Origin of the sequence: Planctomicrobium mucosum, from assembly GCF_051466335.1 — a bacterium.
GTDB lineage: Bacteria > Planctomycetota > Planctomycetia > Planctomycetales > Planctomycetaceae > Planctomicrobium.
On the sequence record NZ_CP195793.1, the window covers coordinates 334,271 to 349,003 of the forward strand.

Sequence of the window (14,733 nt, forward strand, 5' to 3'; positions counted from 1 at the left end):
CAACGTAGTCTCTTCAGTTTCGCTAAACCATCACACTAGTCAAGATAATAATCGAGAGATTGAATCGTTTGTCTTACTTCGAAGAATTCAGGCACGGTAAAGACGGGCGGAGCCTCAAACAATCGCACTTGTCAAGCTGATTGCGGCTCCGCGGGAGTTTTGTTCTAACAGTGTTGAAGTCTCACCTAATCGCTATTTCGCTTCTGGACTTCTCCCAATGGGCTGACCCAAACCTTATAAGGCGCATCCGCTCCATTTGGTGCGTACGATTTGAGCTTAGTGGCAGTGATTCCGATTGCTTTGCGTTTGGAGTCCGGACGCAGATTTCCATTCTCATCCTTTTCTCCGACCGCCCTTCGCGCGTCCCAATGATGCATAAACTGAACCGTCTGCGGCTTATCGAGCTTGCAAACTACGAAGTAGTCAGTCTTGCCTGTCTCTTCATCCCGCAAGCAGATGGTCTCTCCAGCAGCCAGAGACACGATGAATCGCCCTTTTTCGGGATCATCATCCTCATTGACGGCATTCCGCTTTTCTTTACGGACACGCTGAGCCGCTTCAAACATCGAGACAACTTTTCCGGACCACTTTCCCTTGGCATCTTCACGGATTTCAATGTGGTGGTTGTTACCCCCTACGTAGGCGCGGTCTGCTCTGGACCGTTCGTGGGGTTGCAGTTCTCCGTCCTTGCCGGTATCCCGAACCCATTTTCGTAGCTCAGCATCCCAGCGTTTGCGATGAACGATCACCGGATCGGACATCGTACGCAGAAGTTTGACGCGACGAATGGGAACGCCGCTGGCCTGGCGAATCGCCCCCGCTGCAACGGCCTGCTTCAGTTCTTTCTCAGAGAAATTATCGGGGTTCAGGTAGTAACGCTTCTTGATATTGCCATCACGATCGCGCTCGATGTACTCGAACTCAGCCAGACAACGGCGAATCTGCTGACGGAGGTCCCGGTCGCGAACAAGACCGCTCTTTTCGGGTGGAGGATCGAGCAAAGGAGGAATGAAGCCTGGAGAATCTACCAACTCCAGGGCGAGTTTGGTCGCGTCCCGTTTCGATTTCGCCTTTCCGCCTTGAACAAGTTCTTCTGTGAGTCGTTTTACAGAAGCTTCTTTAGTCTCAAGTGCAGGCAAACGTAAATGTGCTGGCGAGAGGCTGCTCACTGCCTTCCGACCGACATACACATTTTCCATATTCGTTACTGGGCCGAACAGTGTCTCCTCGTGAAAGCTGCCGAGAATTTTTCGACCGACAGGGCGGTGTGAAACGACCAGCGGGCCGCGGATGTTCGTCTGCAGCGAATTTTCCGGCACCCCTTGGTAGTCACCGAAGATTTGCGACATCACTTGATGTCGGAACGCGTTGACATCTCCCCAAGGTGGCGGGAGGGGCTTGCGGTCGTCTGGCTTGCGATCTTGTTTTCCCTCTTTGATATCTTGAGCTATTTCTGCTTTTCGCTGCTGATGATGCGCCAGATCCTGAATTCGTGTTCGTGCGTTTCCGTCTTCGTCTAGTTGCGTTTCGATGGCAGGAATTCCAGTGAAGGCGATGGCCACAGCATCGACGGCGTGCTCCCGGTGATCTCCTCGATTCTTGAGAGCCGCCTGTTGGACTTCATCCGTAGACGCTTCGCTCGGTTTGATGAGTTGCTGGAAGAGTTGCCAGTCTTTTCGCAGCTGATGGGTGTAGGAACCAATCGTCACAAAGATTCTTCTCTTGCCCCCTTGAAGGTGAGATTTTTCATTCGGCCACAATGCCGACTGCAAGTACGTCAGCACCTGACGAGCAGCGTAAGCGGTGTCTGTCAGCTGGCTCCCTCTCCACTCTTGGGGGATATCGTTGCGGGAGAAGTTTTCCCATTTGGCGGTATAGTCCTTCCGGGTGAAGAACTCGTTCGGGTCCCCTTTGGTTGGTTCGTGTGTCTCCATGAATGCCATCGGGCGACTCTTTTCATCGAACTGGTCACCCCACCACTGTCGCGGTGTCCGTCGCCCCTTGTCCCGATTCGAGTTGGTGTAACACAAAACGCGATTGCTCCAGGCATTGCTCCCGCCAACCGCTCTGGGGACGATATGATCGATCTCCAGCCCCGTCCCTCGTGCGGCACTCCGAGGGAGTATGGGCTTCCCGCTGTAAGCGCACACATTTCTCTGCTGCCGGGCAAGAATGACATGGTCGATTGCACTCTGCAGCTGGTTGTGGCTGAGATTGTGGAACGCAGTCCCAAACTCGGGTTTGATGACATCTTCGATGATCTGCTTCCGAATACGGTCACGTTTCCGATTCAAAGCGAGCATCCAGTCTGCCTGCTTTTTGGATTTCTTCGCTTCCCGGGCAAACTCAATGACGATTCGATCCGGCTTCTTTCCGTTGTGCGCCCGCAGATGCGCGATGACATGACGGCGGACCTCGTGAATCGCTTTACGCACGACCGGATTGGTCAGCATCGGAGCTGGCGGAAGCTCGTTCTGATGCTTCTCCATGTAATGCTTGTCAGCTTTTGTGAGCTTCTTCGCTCCCATGTCATACCGCTCTCGCTGTTTGTCGGTGGCTGAGGATTGTTGATCTTCAGCGAACATTTGCCGAGCTTCAATTTGTGTGTGCCAGCGATGTTTGACGGGATTGAACTTCACGTCCGCCAGCCACTTCCAGCGGACCTTTTTTCTAGACTTCTGCTGAAGTTCGCAGACTGCCTCACACATGTACGGGAGAAGGTTCTTCAGTGCGGTCCGGGACAGATTCAGCCGGCGCTCCAGCTTGGGACGTGACTTCCACGCGTCGACCAATGAGTTGGCAGTCTCCGGGCTCATTTCCATTCGAATCGCGATTTCGCGGAGCCGATCGGCATCTTCTGGCTGTGTGGGATCACATTTCAGAAGGGCTTTATTGAGTCCATCCTTTTTGTTCTCAGGCCATTGATCCCAGACCTCTTCGCCCACCGCTCCGTGAACGATTTCCCGGTGGAACCAGTCGGTATTAATCTCCCGATCATCATCTCCATCAAAGTTGAGAGAAGGCCAGAAGTTCGAGGGAAGATCGGACTTCTTCAGAGTCTTTGTGTCGATTCCCAGTGCCTGCTTCACAGCTGCGATGGAACCCGATTTTTGTGATCGCAAACGGGCAATGACCTTGTCTCGTTCCTCGGGGGTCAAGGCACGTTCCAGGCTGTTTTCCGGAAAGCGAATTCGCAAATTGTTGACCGTTTCAATGACGCGGAAGAACGACGCGTGTCGGTCGGCAATGGGAACACAACGTTCTGTTGGTTCCAGATCACAGCGTCCCAGCGTACTGGTATTCCAATAAGTGACACGTTGCCCAAACAGAGCCCCTTGATGTCGCCACTTCGAATCGCGAACCGGATTGTCCAAAGCGACCTTGAGCGACTGGAGTTGCGAGCTATTCAGCTTTGAGAGGGCGCCGTCTTCTTCTGCCTGACGATTCCAAAGCAGTTCGAACTCATCCCGGATCATGGAGCGGTCGGCGTGGAACTCAAAACGCTCGTCTCCATTTCGCACGGGATCTTCGTACTGAGAAATTCCCCCCTGAGCACTGGTCTTCGGAGTGCCATCAGGTTTGGTGAGAACATGCCGTCGTTTGTCTCGCAAGTCGGCAATGAAGCGACCGAACGTGATGGACTGGGATTCCGTGACCGTTCTACAGAGTGCTTTCAGTTCGTCGCACGTTTCTTCGTACTCTCTGCGAAGATCTTTCTTATCGGATTGAGAATCATCTCTGGAAGTCGATCCCTTGCTGACGGGTTTTGACATTTGCTTTTGGAGTGTTTCGATATTCCGCTTCAGCACCTCGGCCTGCTTCTGATGATGAGCAGTGCCGTAAGCCTCCATCATTTGAAGATGGAGGTGCGACATCGCCTGCTTAACCTTCCCTTCGGAATCGAGATCGGCATCAAACCCGACCGCTCCGCGTCTTTGAGCGAGGTGGACAAGAGCACGCCCAAATTCATAGGGAGTGAGTGGACCTGTGAGGCCACGTCTGCGGATGTCCCACGGATCAAGCTGAAAGAGGTCTTTCAGTTCTGTATTGGTCGCTGGAAGAAGCCCGGCGTTTGTGAGAACTCGACGGGAGATTCGTTTTCTCTCTGAGCGACGAGCGAGATTGCGTCTCAGCGAGCGTTTTGCTCGACGCTCCTGATTTTTGGGGGCTCCGCGTTTGTCGTCCGCCTCGTCGACCCCAGCAGGGAAGACGCTGACGCCCGCCACGATCTCCTGTCTCTTCGTGTCGACCCAGGCACTGCCGACAGAGTTTGAGCCGATATCAAGTCCGAGGGCAATCATCAGGCATCTCCCGCGCGGGCCTGATCCACCTGCTCCCGAGTGAGGAGAACTCAGATCAAGAAAGCAAATGAAAGCGTGGCCCGCTGTAGAATTATTCAAAGATCAACTGAACACGATAAGCTGGTCTGAACGGTACACTCCAGTGCAAAAAGAGCTTCGGTAGAGAAGCTACTGGACCTTCGCAGGTTTGCTGCTAAAATTAAAAAGGGCCGGGACGCGAGTTTGGATACACAAGCGAAATGACTTTGGACATCGTTTCGACGCGACTATTCCGGATATAGTCACGCTCCCGGCGCGCTGCTTCTTCAAGTTGCTGTTGCGGTACATTTGAATCTTCTAGATTGTATTCAACGTAGTTTGAGTTGTCAACAAAAAAATGCATCGTAGAATCAAAAGGGTACAGTGTTGTAAAATCAAGGCGATATGAGACCAGTCCAGAATACCGTTCATTTGATTCTAGTTGTGGACTGTTTGCGGGAATGGATCTGTTGGAATTTCTGCTTTTGCCTTCTCGCTCCCGGTTCTTCCGAGGTTAGGAGAAGCTGGCAGTTGGTTGAACCCAGGGCGTCGCATCAATCTTGGTTGAAAAGATTTTCGCGAGGAGTTATCTTGACATCCAGTCTAACAGATCTGTTCCCGCGAGTTCTTCGCAACAAGACAGCTCTCTTCGGAGAGACTGATCGTAGGCACTGATCAACAACCACCGTAGCCCGCATGACCTGTGGCCTACGGTTTTTTTTTATTGACTTCAATGCTTTCTTACAGCTCCATTCTGTTTTTGTCCTCGCGATAACAAAGACTTCGGCCCCCTTTTTTATCCTGGACAACAGGACATCCATTAGTGACGGATGGACGAAATCATCCTCTTCGGCAAGCGGCAATTGAATTCTCCAATCCAGGGATTCACTCGCGATTACGACGAGAAGCTGCCACACATTGAGCGTGGGGATTTGCCACCGTTAGCTAAATTTTTTACCACCTTCTTCGCACTTAGTTCTGCCTAGCTGCCCCGCCGTTTTCTCGAAAATGCCAAGCGTCGGTGAACTCCTTTTTCCAGTCGATCCCCTGCGGGTTTTCTAGTTCCATGTGCAAAAACCCCATCGTTCAAACTGGTCTGCGGCTCGCTTACCCATTCAGATTGCGCAAGGCCCTCTAGAACATTCGATCGGGGCTTCAAAACGTGACCACTCACGCCACTTGATTCGGGGAATGTGAAAAAACCTTCGAGATGGTTTCTACTGAAACTGCGGCCGCTTCAACCAACGCTTTCGTCTTCAATAGGCGATTCCAGCGCGTTGATATACAGTGGCTTTCACGGAGGGTTTCAGTGGCCTCTGGAAGCTATTCGGCAAAACGCCAAGAGATACCGCCTTGCAGCAAGTTTGCCCAGCATTGAAAGGCGATACAGATGGCTCGGTTCGGTCAGGGGTTGGTTGCGGTCGACCTTCTCTCACTTCATGAAGAAGTATGGACATTGGTCACATTACTAGGAATTGTCCCAGCGGCAGGCACTGAGGATAAGTTCGAAAGGAATGTGAAGAACTCGGTAAACCGCTTGATCGTCATGATTCCAGAAGAGCCGCAATTGGCGAGCCTTTCCTTTCTGACTCGACAACATCTAGATAAAGTCAAAGAGACGCTTATTCAATGCCCAGATGATATGCTTAATACGCTGTCGGAACTGGCGGAACTCCTTCTTAAAGATGCGGCGAGAGAGCCATCCACACGTTCTGAGGCGGTGTCGAGACTACAACCAGAAACGGATTGGAAAAACGCCAGAGGCAACCAAGAGGCGGCTAGGGCGTGGTTGGACAAATACATCCCATCCCCTGATACGTTGGCATCGAATTCAAGCGATGAGGTGCGACCTTCCGCAGAATCTGGTAGTCCATCCAAGAGGAAAAGGAAGGAGGCAGGAAAACAGGTAACCGACGCTCTATTTGTCTCAGCGCTGCTTCACCATCATCAATACCACGATGGAGGTTGCCAAAACTACACGCCGATCAGCGTTCGTCAATTGGCTGGAACTCTTGCAATTTCTCCAGCCACAATCACCAGGCGGTTCCAAAAATATTTTCCCGGTAAGGGAGACGAGGCAGGGTATGACGTCTACAAACGTCACTGCTGTTCTAAGAATCTTGCAATCGTCCTGAAGCATCTTGAGAACCCCGGAGAATTTTCACGGATACTGGCGAACCAGAACCAGTACGCTGATTCTCAGAATTCCGATGATGAATGACCGGTGTTTCACTGTTTCACTGAAAAATGAAACGCCTTCCTACGGAGGATTTTGTTGTACAGCAGGAAGAAACCCTGCGATTCCGTGCTGTTTCATCGGCCAATGTCAAAAATCCTTGAAACACTGGCACTACTCCTGAGCAAGTCGCACTTCGCGATGAGCAAGAAAATCAGGAGGAAAACTGTGAGCAATCAAGGCCAAACACTATCGCTGCGCCCCGTCGATGCAGCGAAATCGCTGGGGATATCGCCCCGCACGCTGTGGGCGTGGACGCAAGAGGGAATCATCCCCCACGTGAAAGTTGGAACCGGAAAGCGGCAACTGACACTGTATTCTGTTGCTTCACTGCAGCGATGGCTTGATGACCAGGCGAAGGGATCATGCGGGAATGGGGGTGAAGCATGATTCCCTCTCCCGAGATGATTTTGGAGCAACTGGAGGGAGTCACCCAAATCGCTCGTGGGTGGAAGGCTTGCTGTCCAGCTCATGATGACCGTAACCCTAGCTTGAGTGTCTCGATTGGTGAAGACGGTCGAATCCTCTTTAAGTGTTGGGCGGGCTGTGAAGCGCAAGCGATTTGTACCGCTTTGGGAATAAGTCTATCAGACCTATTTCCTAGTGAGTCGAAAACCGAACTTCCTGCGTCTCGGCGAACAAAGCCTCACAATACTGGGACAACATTCCAAACTCTCCAAGACGGAATCAAATATTTGGAGCAACGCCATGGAAGACGATTTGCAGATTGGAACTATTACGACAAAGATGGTCATCCGATTGGGGCTGTAGTCCGTTGGGACAATCCTGATGGAAAGAAAGATATCAGGCCAATCTCATTGGTTGACGGCGTCTGGAAATTAGTTGGCATGGCTGCGCCACGTCCTCTGTATTGCCTTCCGGAGGTCGCCGACGCAGATTGTGTACTTGTATGTGAAGGAGAGAAATCTACCGACGCGGTTCGTTCTTTAGGGTTCGTTGCAACTACATCGGTACACGGCAGTAATGCGGCGAAGAAAACTGACTGGTCGCCTCTAGCTGGCAAAGAGGTGATCATACTTCCGGATAATGACGAATCCGGAGAACGCTATGCAGACGATGTGGCTAGTTTGCTGGGTAATTTGAAGCCTCCAGCGAGAATCAAAATCGCAAGGCTGCCAAACTTACCCATTAAGGGAGACGCTGCAGACTGGTTGGAGACAAACAAGGATCGATCACCTCAGGAGCTTCGCGAAGAGCTAAATGAACTTCTCGATGCTGCAGAGTTGGTTTCCCCTCCTGAAATAGATGTGAGGATCTCGAGTGAATTGGAATTCCAACATTTCCCAGTCGAACTGCTCCCTGAACCGATTCGAAGCCTCGTGCTCGCTGGTGCGAACTCCATTGGGTGCGATCAAACTTATATTGCGCTTCCGGTTTTGACCGTGATCGCCACCGCGATCGGAACAACACGAAAGATACGGCTGAAACAGGGGTGGGATGCTCCATCAACGCTCTGGACCGCAGTGGTGGGAGAGTCTGGAACAGCAAAAACTCCGGCATTCAAACTTGCCTTGAAGCCGATGCGTGATAGGCAACAAATCGCACTGCAACGGCACGCAGATGCGATGAAGGAATTCGATATCCAGCAGGAGTTCTACGAACGCGCTATAGCTGAGTGGAAGAAGAATAAAAGGAGTATCGAAAATCCTCCAAAGAAGCCAAAAGAACCAAGGGCAGAGCGTTGCCTCACACAAGACGCTACGGTTGAAGCGCTGGCCCCTTTGCTTCGTGACAATCCTCGCGGGATATTGATGGCGAGTGACGAACTTTCAGGCTGGTTCGGGTCGTTTGACAAGTATACCAGTGCGAAAGGTTCTGACTCAGCTCACTGGCTTTCGCTCTACAGCGGCGTAGGTATCACGATCGATCGTAAGTCTGGAAACCCGAAGACGATTGTGGTTCCAGACGCAGCTGTCAGTATCACCGGTGGTATTCAGCCAGGTATTCTTCGCAAGGCTCTGTCTCAGGAACATCGGGAATCCGGATTAGCTGCGCGGCTTATGCTCGCAAGTCCACCACGAATCCCCAAACGCTGGACTGACACTGAGATCGATCCTGCTTTGGTAAAGAGCTATTCTGTGATAATCGACCGGATTTTTGACAAACTTCATCACGAATCGGATGAGGACGGTCGTCAGAGACCAGTCATCGTTGAGATGACCCCAGAAGCGAAAATTGCATGGGTCGAATATTATAATGCTCATGCTCGAGAACAGGCGGAATTGACGGGAGACCTTTCTGCGGCTTGGAGCAAGTTAGAGGAAGTACCGGCAAGACTAGCCCTGATTCTCCATTACGCCAGGTGGGCAGCGGATGATCCAACTTTAGCAGACTTGAGCAGGATTGACCGCGAGAGTATGGAATCGGGAATCCGGCTAAGTGAGTGGTTCAAATACGAAGCGAGGCGTGTCTATTCCCAGCTTGAAGAATCAGAATCAGATCGAGCAAGACGGCGGTTGGTTGATTGGATCCGGCGTAAGGGGGGGGTAGTTACAGCAAGAGATGTGGTGACTGGCTGCCGGTGGATCAAAACAGCAAGTGAAGCGGACGATGCTCTCAATGGATTCGTGCAAAATCATCGAGGACGATGGGAGAATTTGCCGGCTAAGCGGTCAGGTGGAAGACCAACAAGGCAGTTCATCCTACATATGTCAGCTGCGTCAGCGTCTGCACAATCGACTGTAAGCAATTTGTCAGAGAGTTCCGCTGACGCTGACAGCGTCACATCAATGAAAACGTCACGTCGGTCGGAGGTGACAATATGACATTGAGTGAGCTGTTCTGTCGTTGTGAAGATTACGGAATTCGTCTTAGCCCCGTCGGGAAAAGTGGGATCAAAGTTGATTCACCAGAAGGTGCACTCACACCTCAACTCTTGAGCGACCTAAAGGAAAGGAAATTGAAGATTCGGGCACTCATTCCATTTGGTTGGCCCAGCGACGTCCCACTTCCCAAGTGGTGGCCTGAGGTAGCAGAATCCTTCCAAGTAGGTGTCTTGAAATCAGCCCGAAAAGAGTCCTGTTTCGGATGCGAATTCCAAGTTTCGGTTGAGTGGCGATCACCTGAAGGTTGGCTGTGGTCTTGTCCCTCGTGCGGACTCACAACTGGTCATTATCCAGTGGTGGGTTAAAGATGAAACCAAGAAGCGCTGAAGTCGTTGAGTCAGCCTTGGGGATTCAACGACTTCTGCTTCTCGGGTGAGATGCAATCTGCTTAATTGAAGATTGAATTGATCCCAAAGAACCAGCCAATCGGAACATTCTGACAATCACCCTCACATTCTGAACAGCTATCCACTGAATTCGGAATAAAATTCGGAACGTGAAATTACCTAGATTAAATAGGAGACGTTGACACATGGCATCTTTGAATCGGGAGAAGTCCGGCAGTTTCCGCATCCAATGGAAGGACAGCGGTGGAGCGCGTACACTTCGCATCGGCAAAATCCCCAAGAAAACCGCTGAGCATCTGCTTATGAAGATCGAGTGTCTGATTTCGGCAAAGGCATCTGGAATGCCGTTGGATCAAGAAACATCTCGATGGCTGGCAGCGATTGATACCAATCTTGAAGACCGACTGTTCCGAGTAGAGTTAATTTCAACTAAACGGAAGGCTCCGGAATCGATTCGACTGGGAACGTTCCTGCTGGCTTACATTGCTGGTAGAAATGATCTTAAACAGTCAACGAAGGTGGTTCTCGCGCAAGTCATCCGCGACCTGTTATCAAATCTTGGGGAGAACAGGGACATCAGATCTATCCATACAGGTGATGCGGAAGATTTTAAGCAGTGGCTGATTGGTCGTGGACTGGCGTCAACAACCATCCACAAACGACTCCAGAATGCGCGTTCTTTCTTCCTTGCAATGCAAAGGAGAAAACTGATCGAAGAAAACCCTTTCGAGGGCGTGTCAATGGCTGCTTCGGGCGTTCGAGATCGTCAGAGGTTCATTAGACGGGATGAGTTTTTTCAACTGATGGATGCGTGTCCAAATCATCACTGGAGAACGATCGTAGCACTGTGTCGGTACGGGGGACTTCGCTGCCCAACCGAGGTACTCTCACTTCGCTTGGATGACATCAATTGGGAAACCGGTCGAATGTCGGTCTCGGCTCCCAAAATGGAGCGTCATAGCGAGAAAGCCGTCCGCACTGTTCCACTGTTCCCGGAACTCAAGCCATTCTTAGAGGAGTCCTTCGAGCTGGCAACTGACGGCGCGGTTTACGTCGTGGATGAACGATTCCGAAAAGCAGCCCAAGGCCCGAATGGCTGGCTGAACGCCAATCTTCGAACCACTTTCCTGAAAATCATCAAACGTGCGGGGCTTGTCCCGTGGCCACGTCCCTTCCAAAATCTGAGGTCGAGTCGGGAAACGGAACTGGTTGAGCAATTTCCGATACAGGTCGTCACAGACTGGCTGGGAAACTCGCCAAAAATCGCGATGAAGCATTATTTGCAGACTACGGATGCACACTTTGAAAAAGCGACGCAAAATCCGACGACGCATATTGCCGAAACCAGCCGCACTGACTCGCAATTGCCAATGCCATCAAAAGCAAAAACCCCGGTGGTGCCGGGGTTTGCGACGAATTGCGAAATTCTGCGAATTCGAAAAGTAGCGGTGGAGGGATTCGAACCCCCGACACGCGGATTATGATTCCGCTGCTCTAACCGACTGAGCTACACCGCCAACTTGAACGATTCTATCAGCACTTTTGCCCCGTCCAATTCAGATATTTTCTAAAAATGACGGTCCTCCAGTGCTGACCCTCCCGGCGATTGCTCGCTGAGGGGAGGAGCAGTATGGCGTACTCCGATTCGATTGGCAAGTTTTCCGGCAAGATTCCCTGACCTCTTTTCTTAAGTCCGGGGAACCCTACGCGGACTCGCCCGAATGCGATACGATTTCGGTTGTTCCACCCGTTCTCCAGTGTTGTTCTGGAAGTGGTTTTGCACATTTTTGCAGGTGATTACCGATCGTTTCTTCACGAACTGTCGCCTCACCCGCAAAATAACCATGAAAAATGGTCCTGCTGTCTCTTCAGCCGAGTATTCGCCGATGTTATGGGAAATTGAGATCCAGCCTGTTCAGGGAGAAGCTGACCGGGAAGGTGCGCGCATCCTAAAAGAAGCCACAACCCGTGGATTCAGTTCAATTCGGACAGTGCAGGCCGCCCGATCTTTCTTGGTCGAAGGGGATTTACAAGAGTCACAACTGAATCAAATCGCTGGTTTTCTGAGTGACTCATTAGTCGAATCAACAAAAACAATTGCGTTGCCTATCACAGAAAATGTCGCTGAAGAGGCAACGTTGCTGAATGTGCTGTTCCGCCCGGGTGTGACTGACAACGTCGGGCATACCGCACTTGAAGCACTTCAGGGCATGGGCCTGGCGGTGACCGGCGTTTCGACCTCTCGAAAATACTGGATCAACTCTGATGCAGATCGGGACGAAGTCTCCCGACTTGCCCGCCGAGTTCTTTCCAACGATTCGATTGAGCGCGTCCTCGAAGGGCCTCTCCAACTGACCAGTCTGGCGATTGGCTCCGACTATCCGTTTGCATTGCAGCATGTCGCCATTCGAGAGATGGATGACGCCGCGTTACAACGACTCAGCAAAGAAGGTCAGCTCTATTTGAGTTTGACCGAAATGCAAACGATTCAGAAGTTCTTCGTGGAGTTGGATCGAGATCCGACTGACATCGAACTTGAAACCGTCGCGCAGACCTGGAGCGAGCACTGCTCGCACAAGACTCTCGCTGGACGGATTGCCTATTCCGATGAATCGGGAGAGCGCCAGTTCAAGAACATGCTGAAGGAAACCGTGTTCGCTGCAACACAACGCATTCGCGAACAACTCGGGGAAAACGACTGGTGCGTCAGCGTTTTCAAGGACAATGCGGGAGTCGTCACATTCGATGAAACCAACGATGTCTGCATCAAGGTCGAAACACACAATCACCCTTCCGCACTCGAACCTTACGGTGGTGCAAACACAGGAATGGGGGGAGTGATTCGAGATCCACTGGGGACCGGCCTGGGAGCGAAGCCTGTCTGCAACACAGACGTATTCTGTTTCGCCCCTCCCACGACTCCGTTTGACAACCTCCCTCAAGGCCTTTTGCATCCAAAAACCGTGATGAACGGCGTCGTTTCCGGCGTGCGTGACTACGGAAACCGCATGGGTATCCCCACCGTGAACGGTGCGGTTTTCTTCGATGATCGCTACCTCGGGAACCCATTGGTTTACTGCGGAAATGTGGCGATGATCCCTCGCGGGATGAGCGAGAAGAGTGTGGAAGCGGGCGATTACATTGTCGCTGTCGGTGGACGCACTGGACGCGATGGTATTCACGGGGCGACATTCTCATCCGCTGAACTGACGCATGAAAGTGAAGACCTCTCCGGAGGAGCGGTTCAGATTGGAAACGCCATCACGGAAAAGATGGTGATGGATGTTGTCCTGGCTGCCCGTGACAAAAAATTGTTCCGAGCAATTACAGACTGCGGGGCTGGCGGTTTCAGTAGCGCCGTTGGCGAAATGGGAGAAGAGTCAGGAGCTGAAGTCTGGCTCAATCAAGCTCCACTCAAGTACAGCGGCCTTTCCTACACCGAGATCTGGATCAGTGAAGCACAGGAACGAATGGTTCTGGCTGTTCCACCGGAAAACTGGGACGAGTTTCACGCTTTGTGTGCTTCGGAAGGGGTTGAAGCTTCGATCCTTGGGAAGTTCACAGACACTCAGCGTCTCGTCCTGAAGTACAATGACACGGTTGTCGGTGATCTTCCGATGTCGTTTCTGCACGATGGACGTCCACCGGTTGTTCGCGAAGCGAGATACCAGCCCATCAAACCGCAGGCATTTCGAATCGCTGAGTCGAAGCCTGCAAATGGTGAGGTGTTGAAGAAGATTCTCTCTTCTCTGAACGTCTGTTCGAAAGAGAGCATCATTCGGCAGTATGATCACGAAGTTCAGGCAGGAAGCGTCATCAAGCCACTCGTTGGGGTCAAGAACGATGGCCCTTCAGATGCAGCGGTGGTGCGACCAGACTTGAGATCAGATCGAGGACTTGTAATCTCCTGCGGTATGAATCCACTTCTGGGTGATGTCGATCCATATTGGATGGCAGCATCCGCTATCGACGAAGCTGTGCGTAACTGCGTGGCTGTCGGTGCGAATCCAGAACGAATCGCCATCCTGGACAACTTCTGCTGGGGAAATACCGAGCGACCAGAAACACTGGGGTCTCTAGTACGTGCCGCACTGGGATGCCACGATGTCGCGGTTGCCTACGGAACTCCGTTTGTCAGCGGAAAGGATTCGTTGAACAACGAGTTCTCGCATGAGGTCAATGGACAGAAGACCACAATCACGATTCCATCATCGTTACTCATCACAGCGATGGGGCAGGTAGACAATGTGGAAACATGCGTCACGATGGACTTGAAGTCCCCGGGAAGTGTACTGCTGCTCGTCGGAACCACGCGGGAAGAAATGGCGGGCAGCCATTTCAATCTGGTGACAGGTTCGACTGGCGGACAGATTCCAATCGTGGACATGTCAATGGCGTCGCGTCTGTTCTCTGCGATGCACAAATCGATCTCACAGGGGTTGATTCGAAGTTGCCACGACCTGAGTGAAGGGGGCCTGGCTGTCTCGATGGCGGAAATGGCGTTTGCCGGCGGACTGGGTGTCGATGCAGATCTTTCCGCGTTGACACATGATGAAGAGTTCCGGAATGAAATTGCCCTGTTCTCCGAGAGCAATACTCGATTCCTGATCGAAGTCTCCGAAACAAACCTGCCATTGGTACAGGCGATCTTCGTTCAAGGAGCATTGCCAAAGCCGACTCGAGTCGGACGGGTAAATGATGGTGATCGGCTCATCGTTCGAGGACGTGATGGTGAAGTGCTGATCGATGAATCTCTGGCAGAGTTGAAGCAATCTTGGCAGGCTCCGCTTGCTGGCTTCTAAGACGCCAAGAATTTCTCGCCCCTGTTTAAGCGGCCACTTGCACGTTAATTGCAGGAACCGCAGACAGGGGAAAATGCCATTCAATTTGCTGTTTAATTGAATCGTTGTGAGTCCGTTGTTTCTGCTTGCTGAGTTCCGATTTTGGGGTTCAACTCGCAGAAGCAACGGACTCTTTTTCATAAA

6 protein-coding genes and 1 tRNA gene are annotated in these 14,733 nt (G+C 51.7%); 5 read left to right on the forward strand and 2 right to left on the reverse strand.

Translation table 11 applies throughout. The features are described 5' to 3' along the window. Positions 1-185 precede the first annotated feature (185 nt). Positions 186-4,301: a type II CRISPR RNA-guided endonuclease Cas9 gene (gene cas9 / locus SH668x_RS01420; RefSeq protein ID WP_437186915.1), complete on the reverse strand. Its 4,116-nt coding sequence runs from the start codon at positions 4,299-4,301 to the stop codon at positions 186-188. 1,408 nt (positions 4,302-5,709) lie between these two features. Between cas9 and SH668x_RS01425 the strand changes: the two genes are divergently transcribed. From SH668x_RS01425 to SH668x_RS01440, 4 genes are all read left to right on the forward strand, one after another. Continuing rightward, the gene (locus SH668x_RS01425; RefSeq protein ID WP_437186916.1) at positions 5,710-6,540 is read left to right on the forward strand and encodes a hypothetical protein; all 831 of its coding nucleotides are present in this window, start codon (positions 5,710-5,712) and stop codon (positions 6,538-6,540) included. A 183-nt stretch (positions 6,541-6,723) separates the two neighbouring features. Beyond that, positions 6,724-6,945, forward strand: coding sequence for a helix-turn-helix domain-containing protein (locus SH668x_RS01430; protein ID WP_437186917.1), 222 nt, complete (start codon positions 6,724-6,726; stop codon positions 6,943-6,945). Positions 6,946-7,250: 305 nt separating this feature from the next. Continuing rightward, on the forward strand, positions 7,251-9,341 hold the full coding sequence (locus SH668x_RS01435; protein WP_437186918.1) for a DUF3987 domain-containing protein: 2,091 nt from the start codon (positions 7,251-7,253) through the stop codon (positions 9,339-9,341). 1,147 nt (positions 9,342-10,488) lie between these two features. Next, positions 10,489-11,232 (forward strand): tyrosine-type recombinase/integrase, encoded by a 744-nt coding sequence (locus tag SH668x_RS01440; protein WP_437188499.1) that lies wholly within the window; start codon positions 10,489-10,491, stop codon positions 11,230-11,232. On the opposite strand, the gene SH668x_RS01445 is transcribed toward SH668x_RS01440, so the two are convergent. Then, positions 11,192-11,265, reverse strand: a tRNA-Met gene (locus tag SH668x_RS01445). The two genes, SH668x_RS01440 and SH668x_RS01445, sit on opposite strands and share 41 nt — an antisense overlap. 327 nt (positions 11,266-11,592) lie before the next feature. Between SH668x_RS01445 and purL the strand changes: the two genes are divergently transcribed. Beyond that, positions 11,593-14,550, forward strand: a complete 2,958-nt coding sequence (gene purL / locus SH668x_RS01450) for a phosphoribosylformylglycinamidine synthase subunit PurL (protein ID WP_437186919.1) — start codon at positions 11,593-11,595, stop codon at positions 14,548-14,550. The last annotated feature ends 183 nt before the right edge of the window (positions 14,551-14,733 follow it).